Origin of the sequence: Limosilactobacillus sp. WILCCON 0051, from assembly GCF_039955095.1 — a bacterium.
GTDB lineage: Bacteria > Bacillota > Bacilli > Lactobacillales > Lactobacillaceae > Limosilactobacillus > Limosilactobacillus allomucosae.
Map to the genome: position 1 here is coordinate 128,179 of NZ_CP154878.1, position 20,578 is coordinate 148,756.

The following is a 20,578-nucleotide window of genomic DNA, read 5'->3' on the forward strand; positions in this document are numbered from 1 at the left end:
CGGCGCTCAGATGAATGGGCATTGGGCCTTTTATCATGTTTGATCGGCAGGCTCGCGGCATTTTCGTGGGCGGTTAGGGGGTAAAATTTGAAATTAACTACGCGTGAAAAGAGTTCGCTGTTTTTCGAGGGCGTCTCAACGGTGATCTTGCTGGGCATGATCAATCTGGCCATCATTGTGATTCTGCAATGGATCGTGCGGCGTAATCCCGGCGTCAACAGCGGGATTTTCATCATTAAGCAGTCCTTGGCGTTTGGCCCGATGGAGATTCGCATTTGGAGCTATCAGCGTATCGTGATCGGCATCATGCTGGTGATCGATATCTGGGTTCTCTGGTGGCGATTGATGCGGCGCTACCGGCAATACCAGCAGGATCACATTATCAGAGAGCTGCATTACATCGCGCAGGGACATTTGGATCACCGCATTCCATTTAAGCTCAATGGTTCGCTGCAAGACGTCATCACCAGTGTCAATACGCTGGTCGATAGCGTCGTTCAGTCAATGGATGATGAGCGGCAGGTGGAAAAGTCCAAAGATGAGCTGATCACCAACGTCAGCCATGACCTGCGCACGCCGCTGACCAGCATTATCGGCTACCTGGGCTTGATTGAAGACAAGCAGTACCGCAGTGAGCAGGACATTCTGCAGTACAACCACATTGCTTATGAAAAAGCCAAGCAGATGAAGGGCATGGTTGATGACCTGTTTGAATTTACCAAGGTGCAGCAGCATGGCGCCCCGCTCAATTTCATGAAAGTCGATCTGGATCCGCTGTTGGAACAGGTCAGTGCCAGTTTTGAGCTGGAAGCCGAGAAAAAAGGGATTGAGATTTCCACGCATGTTGATCCTAAACCACTGATGATTGAAGCCGATCCGGAAAAACTGGGCCGGGTCTTCAGCAATCTGGTGTCAAATGCCTTAAAGTATGGTCATGGAGCAACCTGGATCAAGCTTTCGGCCTCGCGCTACCATGAAATGATTATCGTCAAAGTCGCCAACAACGGGGAACCGATTCCGCAAAAGTCGCTCAGGCACGTCTTTGACCGATTCTACCGCGTTGAGTCATCGCGTTCCAAAGCAACTGGCGGGACTGGGCTGGGTCTGGCAATCGTCAAGGGCATCGTGGATCGGCACCATGGTCAGGTCTCGGTAGCCTCTGATGAAAAGGAAACTGCCTTTACCGTGGTGCTGCCGGCCAGTCAAACCGCGCCATCAGAAGCAGCGGTCAATGAGGACTCTGCCAAAGCACAGCCAGCTGAGTAGTTGAGTATCTATCAAAGCGCAGTCGGCTGAATCGTTGGGCTGACGTTTGATCAATGATTTGGGCAGTCGGAAAATCAGTTTTGCTTAACGATCAGCAAAAACCGAACTAAATCGGGCTATTCTGGTATTCTTTAAAATTTAAATATGTTAGACTGGAATTGCATCGTGTTCAAAGGAATACGAGATAAAAGATGAAAAACATTTAAATGCTGGGGGATATACTTTTTGGCTAAAGCACAGCAAATCAATCCAGAAGGTGCCAGATGGCTGCAGGTTTTAGGCGTTTCGATGCCGCTTTGCCTGAGTTACGTGCCAATTGGCGTTGCCTGTGGGATTTTGTTACACGCCGCGGGGATGAACTTCCTGCTGACGTTTCTTGTTTCGGTGATGGTTTTCTCCGGCGGGGCTCAATTCATCTTGGCTTCGCTGTTGATGCTTGATGCACCCATCTCCTCAATTTTTATGACGCTGTTTTTCTTGGAACTGCGCTATGCATTGCTGGGATCCAGTCTTTCCAAGTATATGCAAAATGAGTCGCAGCGCTTCGTCTGGCTGTTTTCCGTTTCAATGAACGATGAAAACTATGCCGTCAACTATCTGAAATTTGCGACCGACAAAAACTGGACGCCTAAAGATGCCTTGTTGGTAGAGCACTATTCGCTTTTATCATGGGCGGGGGGCAATATGGTCGGCGGTCTGATCGGCAGTGCCGTGCACATCGATCTGGAAATCGTTGACTTTGCCTTGACGGCGCTGTTCTTGTACATGATTGTAATGCAGGTGCGCAATCACTTGTCACTGTTGATCAGTCTGGTTTCAGCGGTACTGGCAGTCATCTTCTTGAGCCTGACCAAGAGTACGCTGGGAATCATCATTGCTACTTTGATTGCCTCGTTTATCGGTTTCATGATCGAAAATACGGTTCGTCAACGTTCTGATCATCCCGACGATGCCTGGATCATGCGCAAACTGTTCCGACCGGCTTCATCGCGTGATACGATCAGCGACCGGCAGGAAAAGGACCGAGAAGCTGAGGTTAAGGCCGAGCTGAAAGCCGAGTTGAAAGAAAAACTGCAAAATGATGCCAAAACCGATGAAGCAGCCAGTGATTCGGCAGCGGTCAAGCAGGAGAGCAAGAAATCGAGTGGAGATAAATAGACATGAGTGATTTATTAACTGGTATGCCGGTGCTGTCGTTGGTGCCCAGTCATCACAACCTGACCTATCATTTGATCGTCATCGTGATCGCGGCCATTGCGGCATTCATCCCGCGCTACTTTCCAATGCGTTTCTTTACCAACCGGAAAATTCCGCTGTGGTTTAACGAATGGATGAAGTACGTGCCGGTCAGTCTGTTTACGGCATTGGTCGTTAAGTCGATCTTTATGAGCAAGACCTACGCCTTTGTGCCATTTGGTCATGTCAGTCAAATTCTGGCGGCCGTTATCGTAATGATCGTTGCCTACTTTACGCGTTCCATGGCCGTTTCGGTAATTGGCGGGCTAGCCGCGGTATGGCTGATTTCTTTGGTAATTTAAAATAATTGCAAATAATTGAAGCGTCATTTTCAAAAGCATGATGGCCGGGTTTTGAGCCTGGCATGATCATCATGGGCTGCCTTGCGTCGGAATTGTCCGCGCTGGCTGAAAATGGCGCTTTTTAGATTTCATTGCGGTTTGATCATTGAGCCGTCGTGGTGCATTATAATGGCTTTGCCAAATCGGCGCGTTCGAATCGTTAGTTGTTTTAGTTGATCTGGTTTCGCTGGGGATTTGGTTAAGCGTTGGTATTGTGAACTTGTCTGGCTCTACTGTTGATTCGGCCATAAGCAGCGGCATCGGTAAAGCTCTGGGTCTGCCCGGCTGTTGATATGGTGCGAGCGGATGAGCTACGGCTAAGCGTTGGTGTCGTGAACTTGTCTGGCCCCGCTGTTGATTCGGCCATGAACAGCGGCATCGGTAAAGTTCTGGGTCTGCCCGGCTGTTGATATGGTGCGAGCGGATGAGCTACGGCTGAACTTTAGTGATGGGACAGTTAAAAAAGCTGATTTGGGTCCGGCTTTGTGAAGAAAAATAGGGATGTGGAGTCTGAAGGGGCCCAAATTACCTACTATTGGCTGATTTGAGACCAATAGTAGGTAACTGTATATTCGGCCGGCTTAACTTTACCTACTTAAGACGATTTTTCTTCGGATAGTAGGTAAAGTTGCATAATTATGGCTTGATTGGGTCAGACCGACTTTGTGAATTACCTACTATTTGGAGCTTTTTCCCAAATAGTAGGTAATGTTAGGATACCCTAACTCGATATACATTGATTTTTACCTACTATACATCGCTTTTTCGAAAAAAGTAGGTAATGAGATTTTCGTCATATGTTATTATGCATGATTTTTTGCATAATTCGCTCTAATGAGATTCGGCAACGACTTTTATGACAACCAGCCAGCTGAATTTACAGTGGAAAGTCAATTTTGAACGGTTTCGCCCTTCTTGATTACCCGCTTATTCACCATTTTGGGCAAAGCGAGTGCTATGAGCAATGCATCGGTGACTAATCGGCTACATGTAGTGACGTATCGGCGGTTGTCCGGCTACGAGTAAGGTCTCATTGGTGCTTGCCTGACGTTTGGACAGCTGACGGGTTTGCATCGGTGGTTGTCCGACTGCCGGCAAGGTTCCATCGGCGGTTGATCAGCTGCGGGTAGGATTACATTGGTGGTTGCCTGACGTTTGGACAGCTGACGGGTTTGCATCGGTGACTATTCGGCTACATGTAGTGACGTATCGGCGGTTGATCAGTTGCGGGTAAGGTCTCATTGGTGCTTGCCTGCCATTTGGACTGCCGATAATGTTCCGTTAGTGGTTGCCAGAATGTCCGCATCAGTTAATTTGTCATCCTTTAGTCAATCTATTGAATCCGTCATTGGTTAGCCAAATGGTTGCGGGATTGCCTGGTTCGATTTGAAAATGGCGCTTTTTCATTTTGCGTCAAGCCAGCTGGGGCGATTCATCTTATAATTAAGCCAAGCATTGATAAAACGAGAGGAGTAATTTAATGAAAAAAGCATATTTGATTCATGGGACCTCTACTCGTGATGATGACTGGTTCCCATGGCTGGAAAAAGCGGCCCGGCCGGCAATTGAACTGGATCGTCTCTGGCTGCCGGATCCGTTTACCCCGCAACAGGCAGCATGGGATCAGGCAGTTGATGATCAAATCAAGGCCGAAGATGGGATTACGCTGGTAGCGCATAGTCTGGGCTGCATAACGGCAGTACGCTGGCTGGCTCGTCATGACGTCAAGAACGTGGGCCTGCTTTTGGTGGGGGCATTTGATCAGCCGCTGCCAAACTATGCCGGACTGGATGAATTCATGCAGGACAGTGTTGATTATCGCCAGGTACGGCCAAAGATCAGCCGTGCGACCGTGATCGTAGCGCAAAATGATCCGATCGCGCCTTATCAATTCGGGGTTGCCATGGCCAATCAGTTAGGTGCCAAGCTGATCGTGCGTCCTGATGGCGGGCATTTCCTAACCAGCGATGGCTTTACGGAATTTCCGCTGGCGTTGACGGAATTGAAGCGGATTGCCGGCGTTGATTGACTGGGCTGGGTGGCACTTGCCAGATTCAACTCAACAAACATTATTTTGTAACTGCCGGCGTTGAATAACGGACTGGGTGGCGTTTGCCAGATTCAATTCGACAGGCATTATTTAGTAATTAGCGGTGTTGACTGACTGGCTCCTGCAATGGCATTCTTATTAAGATCCATTGCACCATAATCCTCAAAAAAATCCGCCACGCTGCTGACGTGACGGATCTTTTTATCCAGTTTTGGCGATTCATCCCCTGCTGCCATAAGCGCGGGTAGTTAATTTAGTGCTTGTTGCTCATGTAGTCGCGCGTCATTGGCAGGTTCTTGCCGGATGCGCCTTTAGTAATCAGAAACTGCATAACGTCAATATTGCCGGATTCAAACGAGGCCGCGCATGCCTGCAGATACAGATCCCACATCCGCGTGAATCGTTCACCCATCATGTCTTGAATGTGGGCCCGGTGTGCGTTGAAGTTCATGTCCCAGATTTCCAGGGTGCGCTGATAGTGGCGCCGCAGCATTTCGATATCAGCAATCTGCAGGTTGTTTTCAACGATATGGCCAACCATTTCCTGCAGCCCAGGGACATAGCCGCCAGGGAAGATGTACTTGTTGATCCAGCCGTTGTAGGCCCCGCCTTGCTGCCGCGTGATGCCATGAATCAGTGCCACGCCGTCGTTGGTCAGGTAGCGGGCAACGTCTTTAAAGTACAGGCCCAGATTCTCCTTGCCGACGTGTTCGAACATCCCCACGGAAACGATGTAGTCCCATTGTCGATCGCCCAGTTCACGATAGTCCATCAACAAGACCTCGGCCACGTCCTGCAGGTGTTCTTTTTCAATCGTGTTCTGCACCAACCGATACTGTTCCTTGCTCAATGTAACGCCGGTAACTTTCAGCCCGTATTCGCGAGCAGCCGTCAGCATCAGGGTGCCCCAGCCACAGCCGATGTCAAGCAGCGTCTTGCCTGGTTGCGGGTGGAGCTTGTTGATGATGTGGTGCACCTTAGCCATTTGAGCAGCCTTCAGATCATCGTGGTTGCCATTGGTAAAGTAGGCACATGAATAGGTCAGCGTGTCATCCAGCCACAGCTTGTAAAAATCGTTGCCGACGTCATAATGGCTCTGGACGTCACTGGCACTTTCCTTTTCGCCATGCCCCTGTTTAGGCAGCACATGGCGGAACTTGCTGCTGCGCATAAAGCTGTCTTTGCTTTCGTAGGCCGATTCAATGACTTTTTGAATGCTGCCGTCAATTTCGATTTTCTTATCCATGAAGGCCTCGCCTAAAGCGATTGAAGCGTTTTTGGTCAGGTCGCGCACTGGGATCTTCTCGTTGAACCGGATCGTTGCTTGCGGCTCGCCATTGCCGTAAACGACTGAGGAACCATCCCAGAAAACAATTTTGACAGGGATGGTAAATGAGCGACTCAGCAGGACTTTATAAAACGTCTTTTCCAACATGAAATTTTCCTTCTTTCCAATCCATATGCACGTTATTATACACCCCACAGTAAAATTAGGCGGAATTTGAATCATAACATGCTATACTTAGGCTAAATTGTCTAAAAATAGGAGGGATTAGATGGTCAATGCATGGCATCGATTCATCGACAACGTACCATTGCGGCGCTTTGCCGTTTTGGCACTGCTGATCTGGGTGCTCTACTTGATGCGGGGCATGCTAAGTACGATTCTGCTGACGTTTATCTTTACATACATTGTCGTGCACTGGGTTCGCTTCGTTCAGCGCTGGATTCCCAGACTGCCCTCGCTGCTGGTAGTCCTGGCAACCTATGTCGTTTTGATTGCGGCTGTTTATTTTGCGGTAACCAAATACTTGCCGCTGCTGATCAATGAAATCATCAAGATGGTCAATTCGGTCTTGAAATTTTATCAGTCGCAGGATGGCTATTGGCTGATCAAGCAGCTTAATCACTATATTAGTGCCAGTACCGTAACTGCGCAGGTCAAGCATGGGATTAATCTGGCCTTTTCAACTTTAACCAGTCTGACGAAGATGGCAGTGACGTTCTTCATGTCATTTATTCTGAGTTTCTTTTATACGATTGAGCTCAAGCAGATGTATTCGTTCAGTCGGCTGTTTTTGACCAGTGATCTGTTCAGCTGGCTGTTTGAGGACATCTACTTTTTTGGCAAGAAGTTTGTCAATACGTTTGGGGTGGTCTTAGAGGCGCAGTTCTTCATCGCGCTTTGCAACACGGCGCTGACGACGATCTGTCTGATGTTTATGCATATGCCGCAGATTCTAGCGTTGGCTTTGATGGTCTTTATCTTCAGCCTGGTGCCGGTTGCCGGGGTGATCATCTCACTGATTCCTTTGAGCATGGTTGGCTATTCGGTTGGCGGCATTCGCGATGTAATCTATATCATCATTATGATTATTGCAATTCACGCGCTGGAATCATATGTCTTGAATCCCAAGTTTATGTCCAGCCGTACGGAACTGCCGATCTTTTATACGTTCGTCGTACTGCTGGTCAGTGAAAAGCTGTTTGGTACCTGGGGCTTGATCGTCGGTGTGCCGATTTTTACTTTCCTGCTTGATATCATGGGCGTAAAGTCGATTGGAGACAAAAAACAAAGTGAATAGGTTTAATGACCAGCCTTGATGAAAATCGGTGCTGGTTTTTTAATCCAACTGGTGCAGCCGGCTTGAGCGGTTTAAGGTTTTCGCCATCGTGGTCGCTAATTGGGTTATGATGAGACAATGTAGGGCAGCCGAGCGATTCCAGCTCTTCATTAACGTGGCTGCTGCCTGAGTTACGATGAAGCGATGCAGGGCAGTCGAGCGATTTAAACTTTCCGCCATCGTGGCTGATGCCTGAGTCATAATGAAGCGATTAAGGACATCATCGTTAGGAAACTGCTCTTGATTGTCGATTTGACGTTTCAGCTGCTTGTTAAAATGTTTAGCAGATGAAATATACAAAGATTCTTGTATAAAACGTATGACGGAAATATCATTACCTACTTTTATCGAAAAAGCGATGTATAGTAGGTAAAATTCGTTGTATAAAACTGTTTTCAGAGACAATCCGGGTGTGTCTTACCTACTTTTATCGATAAATTTCAATATAGTAGGTAACTGGTTAAGACCAATTGGCGAGAATATACAAAATTACCTACTATTAGCAAAAAATTCGGCAATAGTAGGTAAAATTGCCAAGATCGGTTATACATTACCTACTATTGCCATGAAAACGCAAAATAGTAGGTAAATCGTGGATGAGTGGCATCAAGCTTGACGATGGAGTAAATGGTAAAACTGCTGATGTCTACCGCTAGCCTAACAACAGTGGCATCAAGCTTGACGATGGGGTAAATGGTAAAACTGCTGATGTCTACCGCTAGCCTAACAACAGTGGCATCAAGCTTGACGATGGGGTAAATGGTAAAACTGCTGATGTCTACCGCTAGCCTAACAACAGTGGCATCAAGCTTGACGATGAGATAAATAACAAGTCGGCCGATGCTCAATGGCGATAAGGCGAGCGGAACGTGAATAGTTGACTCGTACTCCTATTAGGCTGGGATTTGGCAGCTTTGGTTTACAATTGTAATTACGGGCAATCCATGAAGTTGATCTGAGAATATAAGTTTACAAATGTAATTACGGGTAATCCATGGCGTTGATTTAAGAATAGAAGTTTACAAATGTAACTATCAATGATCCATGCAACTGATCTGAGAATGACGGTAATTTGAGAATGGTGGTGCTGTGCAGTGCGAGACGGTTGCGGATTGTTGCCTTTTAACTTAAGGGGTGCACGATTAATGATCATGATGAGTTCGTGAACAGATTGATAATTGTTATTCACTATCAAAATCAGCTGCCTTGAATTGTTGATTAAGACAAAGTTAAAAATAAATTAAAAAACGTGTTGACTTTCTAATTGAGAATCAGTAGACTAAAACACATCAAATATTTACTACGGCAAAAGAAAGGAGCCATGGATCATGAAAAAGCAATTATTCGTACAACTCAACAACATGGCTCTTCAATTGAACGCCCTACTGCTACTGCAGGTCAAGGACCCGGTTGCTTGATTAAGCACTTTTGCTGATCAGCGATTGAGCCCTTATTTCTGTTGGCATGGGGGCCGATCGATACCGGTTGAGAAAAGCCCTCATTCCATAGCGGATGAGGGCTTTTCTTTTTGCCTTAGATGCGTTTGACAGATATTTGATTGATTGAATGATGAGAAAAAGATTAAAAATAGGGGAGCAAGGCTTATGAAGATTAAAAGCAAGAAAACAGGAATTGCCGTAATGATGGCAGCGATGACGATGATGGCAGCGGGCTGTTCCGCGACTGGCTCACAAAAAGGCAACTCGGCTTCGGGCAACACCATTAAGATTGGGGTCAACATGGAACTGTCTGGCGCGGCAGCTGGCTATGGTCAACAAGAAGAAAACGGGATCAAGCTTGCCGTTCATGACATCAATAAAAACGGCGGCATCAAGGTTAACGGCAAGAAGATGAAGGTCAAGATCGTTACTCGCGACAACAAGACCTCAACTTCCACGGCGGCTTCGGTTGCTTCACAGTTAACCAACAAGGACAAGGTTGTCGCTACGGTCGGTCCAGCAACGACCAACGCGGCTACGGCAGCCATTCCAAACCAGACTAAGGCGCAGGTGCCACTGGTTTCACCAACCGCGGCTGATCCAAGCTTTACGCGGACTAAGAAGGGCGGCGTTCAAAAGTACGTCTTCCGGGCCCAGGCACAAAACAACTATCAAGGTCAGGTGGCAGCCAACTTTGCCAACGATCATTTAAAGGCCAAGCGCGTTGCTATCTTGGCTGACAACTCCAGCGACTACGGAACGGGACTTGCCAAAGCCTTTAAGAAGAACTTCAAGGGTACGATCGTTTCAACGCAGTACTTCCAAGAAGGCGACAAGGACTTTAGCTCTTTGATCACGGCTATCAAGAACAAGAAGATTGATGCCATCTACGTTCCCGGCTACTACTCTGAAGTCGGCGTAATTATCAAGGAAGCGCGTGAAGCAGGCATTACGGCACCAATCGTTGGTTCTGGTGGGATGGCAGATCCAAAGCTTGCTAAGATTGCTGGCGATTCAAATGCAACCAACGTTTACTACACGACGCCATTCTCCACGATTACGGCGGCAAAGAACGCAGAAGCTCGCAAGTTTATGAAGGAATACAAGGCTAAGTACGGTCAGACGGCGCCAACCTACTCTGCATTAGGTTACGACGCGACGATGATGGTTGCCAACGCCATCAAGAAGGCTGACTCAACCAACTCCAACAAGATTACGGATGCCTTGGCCAAGACTAAGAACATGAAGGGTGTTACTGGTACGATCACGGTCAACAAGCACCACGATCCACAAATGAAGATGTCGGTTGAACAAATGACCAATGGCAAGGTTGTCGCCGGCTACACTGTTAAGTAATTAAAGAAAGGGGGCACCAACCGTGCAAATCTTTATGCAGCAACTGATCAATGGTCTCTCGCTCGGCAGTATCTATGCGCTGTTGGCTCTGGGATACACGATGATCTACGGGATTGTCAAGATTATTCACTTCGCACATGGTGACGTCTACATGCTGGGGGCGTTCTTTGGCTACTATACGATCAACGTCTGGCATTTCAACTTTATCATGGCGCTGTTTGGCTCAATGATCTTCTGCGCTTTGGTGGGCATGCTGATCGAGTTTGTCGCATATCGGCCGCTGCGTCATTCATCACGGATTGCCGTTTTGATCACGGCAATTGGGGTGTCCTACTTTTTGGAAAACGGCATGTCGGTCCTTTTTTCAGGCGACACGCGCGATTTTCCTCAAGTCATCAAGCAGGTCAACTATGAATGGTTTGGCATTCGCGTAACCAACGTCCAGCTGCTGATCTTTGTCACGACAATTATCCTGATGATCGTTTTGCAGCTGATCGTCAAGAAAACCAAAATGGGACGGGCAATGCGGGCGGCCGCGGCTGATCCGGTGGCAGCGGAACTGATGGGGATCAACATCAATGGCACGATCTCATTTGTCTTTGCAATCGGTTCGGCAATGGCTGGGGCGGCTGGCGTCTTGATCGGGCTCTACTACAACTCGATTGAACCGACGATGGGGATGACGCCGGGGATCAAAGCCTTTGTTGCAGCCGTAGTTGGTGGCGTCGGCTCCATTCCAGGGGCGGCAGTCGGGGCCGTGATTATCGGCTGTCTGGAATCAATGATGCAGGCAATTGGCTTCTCGGCATTCAAGGATGCGGCCGTCTATGTCGTTTTGATTATCGTATTGCTGTTCTTGCCGGCAGGTCTGTTTGGCAATAAGCAGCCGGAAAAGGTTTAGGAGGCATGAGGATGAAAATACGTTGGCAGACCATTGCCATCTGGATCGTCTGTATGGCGGCCGGGTATGGCATCATCTATGCTGGTGAAATGACCGGCGTGGTGGATACGTTTATTGAAAACATGCTGGTGATGATGGGCATCAATATCATCCTGGCCGTCAGTCTGAACCTGATCGTGGGCTTTTCGGGACAGTTCTCACTGGGACATGCCGGGTTTATGGCAATTGGCGCCTACGCAACGGGGATCATGACCCAGACCGAATCAACTTTTGCCGGCCTGATTTTTTCAATGGTGACCGGGATCGCGCTTGCCATCGTGATTGCGCTGATCGTAGGTATCCCAACGTTACGGCTCAAAGGCGACTATTTGGCGATTGCTACGATGGGGGCAGCCGAGATTATTCGCCTGACTGCCAATAACTTAAAGATTACCAATGGCCCCGCTGGACTCTACAACATTCCGCAGCTCGTCAGCTGGCCGATCGTCTATATCATGATGTGTCTGACGATTATCATCGTGGCCAATTTCGTTCACAGTAAGACGGGACGGGCAATTCGCGCGGTTCGCAATGACGAGCTGGCAGCCACGGCCATGGGAATCAACGCTACCAAGTACAAGCTGATGGCCTTTGTGATGGGCGGATCATTGGCAGCGGTTGGCGGTTCGCTTTACGCCTCATACCTGCAGAGTATTGCCCCTAGCAACTTCAACATCATGGAGTCAGTCTCAATTTTGATCATCGTCGTGCTGGGTGGGATCGGCAGCATTACTGGATCCGTAATTGCCGCCATCGTCTTAGGCGCGATCGATACGATTCTGCAAAACTTCGGCTCGCTGCGAATGGTGATCTACGCGGTCATGCTGATCGTCATTATGATTGCCAAGCCAAGCGGACTGATGGGGCGGCGCAAGTTTTCGATCGGCAAATGGCTGACTAAGCGCGCGGCCAAAAAGCAGGCGGCTGTTACTGAATCATAGAAAGGAGCCCTTATGGCAGAAAAATTGTTAACCGTCCGCAACGTCACGCGGCAGTTTGGTGGGCTGACAGCGGTCAATGACGTTTCGATGACGATTTATGACAACGAGCTGGTCGCCTTGATTGGTCCCAATGGCGCGGGCAAAACGACCCTGTTCAACATGCTGAGCGGTCTTTTACCAGCCACCAGCGGCACGATCGCGATTCGTCATGATGGGCGCTTCTACAAGGTCAGCGGCAAGGGAGCCACCAGCGTTGCCCAGCACGGCATCTCGCGGACGTTTCAAAATATTCGGCTGTTTGGAGATATGACGGTGCGGGAAAACATCATGGCAGCTTTGAACAACCAATTTAAGGAAAATTTCTGGAGTACGATTTTTCATACGCCGGGCTATTATCGCACCGAGCGTGAGATGAACGATGAAGCCCAAAAACTGATTGATCGCTATCATTTGACGGCAGTTGCCGATAGTCCGGCCAATAAGCTGCCTTATGGGATGCAGCGGCGGGTCGAGATCGTGCGGGCCCTGGCAACCAACCCCAAGATTATCTTTTTGGATGAGCCGGCTGCTGGGATGAACCCTGAAGAAACCGCGGAACTGACTAAGATGATTCGTCAGCTGCGCGATGAGAATAATCTGGCCGTGCTTTTGATCGAACACGACATGTCATTGGTGATGAGTTTGGCTGAGCGCATCTACGTTCTGGATCAAGGCGAGGTTCTGGCCAGCGGTACGCCTAAAGAAGTCAGCCAGAATCCAGCCGTCGTTAAGGCATACCTGGGAGGTGACATCAATGCTGCAGGTTAAGGACTTAAGCATCAGCTATGGCGCGATTCAAGCCGTGCGTCACGTTGAGTTTGAAGTGAAAAAAGGCGAGATCGTAACTTTGATTGGGGCGAATGGTGCGGGCAAGTCAACGATCCTGAAAACCATTTCGGGAATCGTCAAGCCACAGTCTGGATCAATTGAATATCAAAATGAATCGCTGGTGGGCAAAAAAGCGCCTCAGATCGTGGCAGCCGGGATCTCTCAGGTTCCAGAAGGGCGGCATGTTTTTCCGGCCATGACCGTCATGGAGAACCTGCAGCTGGGATCTTATCTGCAAAAGGATCGCAGCCAGATTGAAGCCCGTCTGCAGGAAATCTACCAAATGTTTCCCATTTTAAAGGAACGCCAGCATCAAGACGCGGCGACGCTTTCCGGCGGTGAGCAGCAGATGTTGGTAATGGCGCGGGCAATGATGGCCAATCCAGACCTCTTGCTTTTGGACGAGCCATCAATGGGACTGGCGCCAATCTACATTCAAAAAGTTTTCGACATCATTCAAAAAATCAACGCGCAGGGGACCACGATTCTGCTGATCGAACAAAACGCGCATCAGGCCCTTTCAATTGCTGATCGGGGCTATGTGATTGCATCAGGTGAGATCCAGTTAACGGGCAGCGGTGAGAAACTGTTGAACGATCCTCAGGTTAAGCGGGCCTATCTTGGCGAATCGGCTTAAAAGCGCTTTAATAATGATATATAATAGTAGAAAAGTTCCATTCAGTCAGAATGGAGCTTTTTTATTAAGTTTGCTAATTTACGGTTTACAAATCGTAATAAAGTCGTTATTGTTATGAATGTACTTAATTTGAAGTTTGTTTAGCAGATCAAATGCTAAAATGTTCGCTTTTTACGAAATGGAGGAACCGCATCAATGACTGATCTAGAAATTGCCAACGCTGCCGAAATGGAACCTATTACCAAGATTGCTGAAAAACTGGGCTTAAGTGCCGATGAGATCGAACCATATGGCAAGTACAAGGCCAAGATCGATCTGCCGGTCAAAGAAGCCCCTGACAAAAAGCACAAGCTGATTCTGGTAACCTCAATCAACCCAACTCCTGCTGGTGAGGGTAAGTCAACGGTGCTGGTCGGCTTGGGGGATGCCCTGAACCTGCTGGGCCACCAAACCGTAATCGCAATGCGGGAACCATCCATGGGCCCAGTCTTTGGGATCAAAGGTGGCGCAACTGGCGGCGGCTACAGCCAAGTCGTGCCAATGGAAGACATCAACCTGCACTTTACGGGTGACCTGCATGCCTTGACCAGTGCCAACAACACGCTGGCAGCTTTGATCGATAACTACATCATGCGGGACAACGAACTGAACCTGGATCCACGCCGCATTATCTGGAAGCGGGTGGCTGACGTTAACGACCGGGTGCTGCGCCACGTGGTAACCGGTCTGGGCGGCGTAATGCAGGGGGTACCGCGTGAAACCGGCTTTGACATTACGGCAGCTTCTGAATTGATGGCAATCCTTTGTCTTTCTAAGGATCTGGCCGACTTGAAACAGCGGATTTCCAAGATCGTGGTGGGCTACACCTACGACCAAAAGCCAGTTACGGTTGGTGAGCTCGGCTTTAGCGATGCCATTACGATTCTGCTTAAGGATGCCTTAAAGCCAAACCTGGTTCAGACGCTGGCACACACGCCGGCCATCGTTCATGGGGGCCCATTTGCCAACATCGCTCACGGCTGCAACTCGGTTCTGGCTACCAAAACGGCTTTGCAGCTGGCAGACTACACGGTGACTGAGGCCGGGTTCGGTGCAGATCTGGGGGCTGAGAAGTTCTTGGACATCAAGCGGCCGGTATTGGGCAAAACGCCTGACGCGCTGGTAATCGTAGCTACGGTGCGGGCGCTGGAATACAACGGCGGTGCAGCGCTGGCTGATCTGAAAGATGAACAGCTGCCGGCACTGAAGAAGGGGCTGGCCAACCTGAACCGCCACATTAAGAACATGCAGCGCTATGGCCTGCCGGTTGTCGTGGCCATCAACCACTTTACCTTTGACACGGAAGCCGAGATCAAGACCATTGAAGACAACTGCCGCGAATTAGGCGTCAACGTGGTTCTGGCTGATGCCTGGGCTAAGGGCGGCGAAGGTACGGTTGATCTGGCTAAGGAAGTCGTTAAGCTGGCCGATCAGCCGAGTGAATTCCATGAGCTCTACAGTGTTGAAGGCGACTCGATTGAAGACAAGGTCAACACGATTGCCAAGACCATCTATGGGGCCAAGGACGTTGAATTCTCCAAGAAGGCTCAAAAACAGCTCAAGAAGTTCCATGAAATGGGCTGGGAAAACATGCCAGTTTGCATTGCCAAGACGCAGTACTCATTTACCGATGACCAAACGGAACTGGGAGCCCCAACCGACTTCACGTTCCACATTCGCGAATTCGTTCCTAAGCTGGGTGCGGGCTTTGTCGTAGCACTGTCCGGCAGCGTGATGACGATGCCTGGTCTGGGTAAGAAGCCGGCTGCCGTTAACATGCACATTGACGGTGAAGGCAACATTACCGGTTTATTCTAAGATAACTAAAGAAAAGGGCGCGGCTGGCGCTCTTTTTTGCGTTGGAATCATCACGATAAAGACGAACATTATAATTCTCTTATTTCTTCTGGTTCGTGAAAAATCTTGTTTTTGCCGAAAACTTTTGCTATGCTAGAGACAGTTTTTAGGAGGTGCCATTGTGAGCAGTGAAATCAGCGTGGTCATGGGCAGCAAGTCCGATTGGCCAACAGTTAAGCAAGCATGTGATATTTTGGATCAGTTTGGCGTCAAGTACGATAAGCAGGTTATCTCAGCGCACCGGATGCCAAATGAAATGTTCGATTTTGCCCAGCACGCGGCCGAAAATGGCGTTAAGGTCATTATTGCCTGTGCCGGCGGGGCCGCTCATCTGCCAGGAATGATCGCGGCCAATACGCCATTGCCGGTGATTGGGATTCCGGGGCAGACCAAGGCGTTGGGCGGCATGGACTCGCTGCTTTCCATCGTTCAGATGCCAGCGGGGATTCCGGTAGCCACGACGGCGATCGGCAATGCCGGGGCCAAGAACGCTGCCTTATTGGCCATTCAGATTTTAGGCATCAATGACCAAACGCTGCAGGACAAGATCGTGGCTTTCCGTAAAGAAATGCATGACAAGGCGGTGGCCAGCAATGCCGAACTTGACTAAGCATCAAGAAGCCTACATTGAACAAGGCAAGACCATTGGCATTATCGGTGGTGGTCAGCTGGGGCAGATGATGGCTTTTTCTGCCAAAGCAGCCGGGATGAAGGTTATTATTTTGGATCCTACGCCGCAGTGCCCAGCCGCTCAGGCAGCCGATGATCAGATCGTAGCACCCTATGCCGACGTGGCGGCGATCAAGGAACTGGCGCGGCGGGCTGACGTTTTGACCTATGAGTTTGAAAACGTTGATCTGCAGGCCTTAAAAGACGTTGCTGATCAGGTTGCCATTCCTCAAGGGACCAATCTTTTATACACGACCAAGAACCGGATTCGCGAAAAAACGTTTTTGCGCGACGCAGGCCTGCAGACGGCACCATTTGCAGCGGTCAAGAACCGGGCCGATCTGAATGCCGCGGTTGAAAAACTGGGCTATCCATGTGTTTTGAAGACCTGTGAAGGCGGGTACGATGGTCATGGCCAAATGGTTTTAAAAAGTGCTCAGGACCTGGATGACCCGATCACTGAAGAAGTGCTGCAGTACGGTGATGACATCTTGGAAGGCTGGGTGCCGTTTGAAAAGGAATGCTCGGTCATGGTAGCCCGCAATACTGATGGCGACATTGCCGTCTTTCCAGTCAGCGAAAACATTCATGCCCATGAAATCCTGCATCTGAGCATCGTGCCAGCCCGGATGCCGGTTGAATGGCAGCAGCGCGCTCAGCAGATGGCCGAAAAGATTGCCGAAGCGATTGATCTCAAAGGCATCTTAGGCGTTGAGATGTTTGTTGGGGCTGATGGTCAGCTCTATGTCAACGAACTGGCACCGCGGCCGCACAACTCTGGCCACTACACGATCGAGGCCTGCAACTTTTCGCAGTTTGCGGTTCACAATCGGGCAATCTGCAACTGGCCGCTGCCTAAGATCAAATTGATGAGTCCAGTCGTGATGGTCAATGTCTTGGGGCAGCACGTGGCCGGCACGCGGCGCTTGATTCATGAATATCCGCAATGGCATTTTCATGACTACGGCAAGGCTGAGAGCCGCCACAACCGCAAGATGGGGCATGTTACCATTTTGACTGATGATATTGAAGCAACGTTAAAGCAAATTAAAGATTCCCATGTTTGGGACGATGAATAGGAGAAAAGATTAATGATTGATCGTTATACCCGTCCAGAAATGAAGAAGCTGTGGAGCGATGAAACCCGCTACCAATGTTGGCTGGCCGTAGAAATCGCGGCTGATGAAGCCTGGAGCAAGCTGGGCAAGATTCCAGCCGAAGACGTTGAAAAGATTAAGCAGAATGCCAAGTTCACCGTTGAAGGCATTCAAGAAATCGAAGCCGTTACGCACCATGACGTGATCGCCTTTACGCGTGACGTTTCCAAGTCGCTGGGCCCTGAACGCAAGTGGGTACACTATGGCCTGACCAGTACTGATGTCGTTGATACGGCGCAAGGCTACCAGCTTAAGCAGGTCAACGAGATTCTGCGTCAAGACATCAAGGACTTCATGGAAATCCTGAAAAAGATGGCCAATGAATACAAGTACACGGTCTGCATGGGCCGGACGCACGGGATTCACGCTGAGCCAACGACTTTTGGTCTCAAGGTTGCCCGCTGGTACTCTGAAATGAAGCGCAACTACGAACGTTTTGAACACGCGGCGGCTGGCGTTGAAGCCGGTAAGATCTCTGGGGCCGTGGGAACGTTTGCCGAAGTTGACCCACGCGTTGAACAATACGTCTGCGAAAAGCTCGGTCTGCGGGCCCAAGAAGTTTCCAGTCAAGTGCTGCCACGGGATCTGCATGCTGAATACATCGCCGCTTTGGCTTTGATCGGTACCAGCCTGGAGGAAATGGCGACTGAGATTCGTTCCCTGCAGCGGACGGAAATCCATGAAGTTGAAGAACACTTTGCCAAGGGTCAAAAGGGTTCTTCAGCAATGCCGCACAAGCGCAACCCAATCGGCTCCGAAAATATCTGCGGCTGTGCGCGGGTATTGCGCGGTCATGTCGTTACGGCCTACGAAAACGTGGCACTGTGGCATGAACGCGACATTTCCCACTCCAGCGCCGAACGGATGATTCTGCCAGACACGACGGCGCTCTTGGACTACATGCTGCACAGATTTGGCCGGATCCTGGCAAACCTGGACGTCTTCCCTGAAACCATGAAGAAGAACATGGACAAGACGCTGGGTCTGATCTACTCTGGCCGAGTTCTGCTCAAGCTGGTCAAGTCCGGTATGACGCGGGAAAATGCCTACGATCTGATTCAGCCATACACGGCTAAGTGCTGGGCCGAACAAGTACCATTCCGGCCACTGCTGGAAGCTGACCCAACCATTCAAAAGCAGCTGACCAAAGAAGATCTGGATGACGCCTTTGACTACCACTGGCACCTGCGTCACGTTGACGACATCTTCAAGCGGGTTGGCTTAGACGACTAATCATCATTAAACCAAAGCATCGATTGAAACGATCGGTGCTTTTTTGCTTGGCTTGAAATCGATTAAAACACGAACTATAAAATTAAAAACCGCCTTTAGTTAAACGTTAAACTTAGAAAAACCATTATTTTATGATTAAAAACTGAAAAAGGTTCGGTTGTACGCTTGACGATTTTTAAAAATATGCGTACGATAATAGCAGGATTTAACGAACAATTTTCCGTTAACCAATTCATCAATTCGTTTTTAGCCTATAAGGAGGGCAATCAAAAATGGAAAAGCTGTTATATACCGGCAAAGCAAAGCAAATGTGGCAAACCGAAGATCCTGACGTCTTGCGGGTTGTCTACCTGGATCAGGCAACGATGCTCAACGGTAAGCGTAAGGACCACTTTGACGGAAAGGGCGAAGCAGCCAACGACATCTCAACGCTGGTCTTTGAATACCTGATTGATAACGGCATTCCAACTCACTTCATCAAGCGCCTTTCTGAAAAGGAAGAATTGGTTAAGAAGTGCCACATGTTCCCGCTGGAATTCGTTACGCGCAACGTCTGCGCCGGTCACTTTGCCTCCCGTTTCGGCTTAGAGGATGGCATGGAGCTGGACGAACCGGTTGAAGAAACCTTCTACAAGAGCGATGCCTTGGACGATCCATTCGCCAATGAATCCGACGCGGTTGCCATTAAGGCCTGCACGCATGAAGAATATCAGCAATGCTGGGAACTGGCCCGTCGCTGCAACAAGCTTTTGACGCCATTGTTTAAGAAGGCTGGCATGAAGCTGGTTGACTTCAAGCTGGAATTCGGCAAGCTTTCGGATGGCTCGCTGGTGCTGGCTGACGAATTCTCGCCTGACAACTGCCGTCTGTGGGACATCAAGACCAACGCCCACATGGACAAAGACGTCTTCCGCAAGAACCTGGCCGATCTGACCACGACCTATGATGAAGTTTACGCACGCCTGCAAGAAGCCGTTAAGGAGGACTAATCAAATGACTACCGTTCGTATTTACGTTACCTACAAGCAATCTGTTTTTGATCCCCAAGCCGAATCCGTTTTAAATGCCATCCACCAGTTGGGTCATGAAGAAGTCAAGGATCTGACGGTTGGCAAGTTCTTTGATCTGCAGGTTGAAGGCGATCAGGCAGCCGTTGAAAACACGGTTAAGGAAGTAGCTGAATCGCTGCTGGTCAACTTCAACATCGAAACGTACAAGTTTGAAGTGCTGGAGGCGAAATAAATGAAGATTGCGGTCATTCAATTCCCAGGCTCGAACTGTGACATCGACCTGTACTCGGCACTGCACGATGTCTGCAATGCCGACGTCGAATACGTTTCACACAAGGCCACGAGTCTGGATGGCTTTGATGCGGTCATGCTGCCAGGGGGCTTTTCCTATGGCGACTATCTGCGGGCTGGTGCGATTGCTCGGTTCGCCAACGTTATGCCCGCTGTCATCAAGCTCGCTAATGAAGGCAAGCCAGTCTTTGGTACCTGCAATGGCTTCCAGATCTTAACGGAAGCGGGCCTTTTGCCAGGTGCCCTGAAGAAAAACGACAGCCAAAAGTTCGTCTGTGAAACGGTGCCTTTGGAAGTCGTTAACAACAACACGCTTTTTACCACGCAGTACCAGGCTCACGAACGCATTGCCCTGCCAATTGCACACGGTGAGGGCAGCTACTACGCGGATGAAAAAACGCTGGACGAGCTGGAAGCCAACCATCAAGTCGTGTTCCGCTACGCAAGCGAAAATCCCAACGGCTCTTTGCGCAACATTGCGGGGATCGTTAACAAGCGCGGCAACGTATTGGGCATGATGCCCCACCCAGAGCGCGCCGTAGAAGCACTCCTGGGTTCGACGGACGGTTTGCGGCTGTTCAAGTCTTTATTGGAAAACGGCACGGTTAAGACGGAGGCATAATTA

The 20,578-nt window shown here is 49.4% G+C and carries 19 protein-coding genes; 17 read left to right on the forward strand and 2 right to left on the reverse strand.

The window, feature by feature from the left end; genetic code table 11:
- Nucleotides 1-87 precede the first annotated feature (87 nt).
- The 4 genes from ABC765_RS00535 (at nucleotide 88) to ABC765_RS00550 (ending at nucleotide 4,872) form a co-directional block, all read left to right on the forward strand.
- Nucleotides 88-1,266, forward strand: a complete 1,179-nt coding sequence (locus ABC765_RS00535; RefSeq protein WP_347980499.1) for a HAMP domain-containing sensor histidine kinase — start codon at nucleotides 88-90, stop codon at nucleotides 1,264-1,266.
- A gap of 225 nt (nucleotides 1,267-1,491) precedes the next feature.
- Nucleotides 1,492-2,424 (forward strand): AzlC family ABC transporter permease, encoded by a 933-nt coding sequence (locus tag ABC765_RS00540; protein WP_270628741.1) that lies wholly within the window; start codon nucleotides 1,492-1,494, stop codon nucleotides 2,422-2,424.
- Between the two features lie 2 nt (nucleotides 2,425-2,426).
- Nucleotides 2,427-2,804 (forward strand): AzlD domain-containing protein, encoded by a 378-nt coding sequence (locus ABC765_RS00545; protein ID WP_006499329.1) that lies wholly within the window; start codon nucleotides 2,427-2,429, stop codon nucleotides 2,802-2,804.
- A gap of 1,519 nt (nucleotides 2,805-4,323) precedes the next feature.
- Nucleotides 4,324-4,872, forward strand: a complete 549-nt coding sequence (locus tag ABC765_RS00550) for an alpha/beta fold hydrolase (protein ID WP_347980500.1) — start codon at nucleotides 4,324-4,326, stop codon at nucleotides 4,870-4,872.
- Between the two features lie 274 nt (nucleotides 4,873-5,146).
- Here ABC765_RS00550 and ABC765_RS00555 read toward each other — a convergent pair whose 3' ends face one another.
- Nucleotides 5,147-6,328 (reverse strand): cyclopropane-fatty-acyl-phospholipid synthase family protein, encoded by a 1,182-nt coding sequence (locus ABC765_RS00555; protein ID WP_347952590.1) that lies wholly within the window; start codon nucleotides 6,326-6,328, stop codon nucleotides 5,147-5,149.
- 121 nt (nucleotides 6,329-6,449) lie between these two features.
- On the opposite strand from ABC765_RS00555, the gene ABC765_RS00560 reads away from it, so the two are divergent.
- Nucleotides 6,450-7,478, forward strand: coding sequence for an AI-2E family transporter (locus ABC765_RS00560; protein WP_347952591.1), 1,029 nt, complete (start codon nucleotides 6,450-6,452; stop codon nucleotides 7,476-7,478).
- A 39-nt stretch (nucleotides 7,479-7,517) separates the two neighbouring features.
- On the opposite strand, the gene ABC765_RS00565 is transcribed toward ABC765_RS00560, so the two are convergent.
- Nucleotides 7,518-7,922: a hypothetical protein gene (locus ABC765_RS00565; protein WP_347980501.1), complete on the reverse strand. Its 405-nt coding sequence runs from the start codon at nucleotides 7,920-7,922 to the stop codon at nucleotides 7,518-7,520.
- A 1,199-nt stretch (nucleotides 7,923-9,121) separates the two neighbouring features.
- On the opposite strand from ABC765_RS00565, the gene ABC765_RS00570 reads away from it, so the two are divergent.
- The 12 genes from ABC765_RS00570 to purQ all read left to right on the forward strand — a co-directional run bounded on the left by ABC765_RS00570 (nucleotide 9,122) and on the right by purQ (nucleotide 20,575).
- Entirely contained in the window at nucleotides 9,122-10,312 is a 1,191-nt protein-coding gene (locus ABC765_RS00570) for an ABC transporter substrate-binding protein (protein ID WP_347980502.1), read from the forward strand.
- A 22-nt stretch (nucleotides 10,313-10,334) separates the two neighbouring features.
- Nucleotides 10,335-11,213: a branched-chain amino acid ABC transporter permease gene (locus ABC765_RS00575; protein WP_278781895.1), complete on the forward strand. Its 879-nt coding sequence runs from the start codon at nucleotides 10,335-10,337 to the stop codon at nucleotides 11,211-11,213.
- Between the two features lie 11 nt (nucleotides 11,214-11,224).
- A complete protein-coding gene (locus tag ABC765_RS00580; protein WP_347980503.1) occupies nucleotides 11,225-12,193 on the forward strand; it encodes a branched-chain amino acid ABC transporter permease in 969 nt (322 codons plus the stop codon).
- Nucleotides 12,194-12,205: 12 nt separating this feature from the next.
- A complete protein-coding gene (locus ABC765_RS00585; RefSeq protein ID WP_347952594.1) occupies nucleotides 12,206-13,000 on the forward strand; it encodes an ABC transporter ATP-binding protein in 795 nt (264 codons plus the stop codon).
- Nucleotides 12,987-13,697, forward strand: coding sequence for an ABC transporter ATP-binding protein (locus ABC765_RS00590; protein ID WP_347980504.1), 711 nt, complete (start codon nucleotides 12,987-12,989; stop codon nucleotides 13,695-13,697). The genes ABC765_RS00585 and ABC765_RS00590 overlap by 14 nt, the downstream gene beginning before the upstream one ends.
- 195 nt (nucleotides 13,698-13,892) lie before the next feature.
- Nucleotides 13,893-15,554, forward strand: a complete 1,662-nt coding sequence (locus ABC765_RS00595) for a formate--tetrahydrofolate ligase (protein WP_347963223.1) — start codon at nucleotides 13,893-13,895, stop codon at nucleotides 15,552-15,554.
- Between the two features lie 184 nt (nucleotides 15,555-15,738).
- The gene (gene purE / locus ABC765_RS00600; RefSeq protein WP_033934896.1) at nucleotides 15,739-16,203 is read left to right on the forward strand and encodes a 5-(carboxyamino)imidazole ribonucleotide mutase; all 465 of its coding nucleotides are present in this window, start codon (nucleotides 15,739-15,741) and stop codon (nucleotides 16,201-16,203) included.
- On the forward strand, nucleotides 16,187-17,341 hold the full coding sequence (gene purK / locus ABC765_RS00605) for a 5-(carboxyamino)imidazole ribonucleotide synthase (RefSeq protein ID WP_347963224.1): 1,155 nt from the start codon (nucleotides 16,187-16,189) through the stop codon (nucleotides 17,339-17,341). The genes purE and purK overlap by 17 nt, the downstream gene beginning before the upstream one ends.
- Before the next feature lie 12 nt (nucleotides 17,342-17,353).
- Nucleotides 17,354-18,652 (forward strand): adenylosuccinate lyase, encoded by a 1,299-nt coding sequence (gene purB / locus ABC765_RS00610; RefSeq protein ID WP_033934859.1) that lies wholly within the window; start codon nucleotides 17,354-17,356, stop codon nucleotides 18,650-18,652.
- Between the two features lie 272 nt (nucleotides 18,653-18,924).
- Nucleotides 18,925-19,641, forward strand: a complete 717-nt coding sequence (gene purC, locus ABC765_RS00615; RefSeq protein ID WP_033934858.1) for a phosphoribosylaminoimidazolesuccinocarboxamide synthase — start codon at nucleotides 18,925-18,927, stop codon at nucleotides 19,639-19,641.
- A 4-nt stretch (nucleotides 19,642-19,645) separates the two neighbouring features.
- Nucleotides 19,646-19,894, forward strand: coding sequence for a phosphoribosylformylglycinamidine synthase subunit PurS (gene purS / locus ABC765_RS00620; protein ID WP_006499343.1), 249 nt, complete (start codon nucleotides 19,646-19,648; stop codon nucleotides 19,892-19,894).
- Nucleotides 19,895-20,575, forward strand: coding sequence for a phosphoribosylformylglycinamidine synthase subunit PurQ (gene purQ, locus ABC765_RS00625; RefSeq protein WP_048345595.1), 681 nt, complete (start codon nucleotides 19,895-19,897; stop codon nucleotides 20,573-20,575). It begins immediately after the preceding gene.
- The last annotated feature ends 3 nt before the right edge of the window (nucleotides 20,576-20,578 follow it).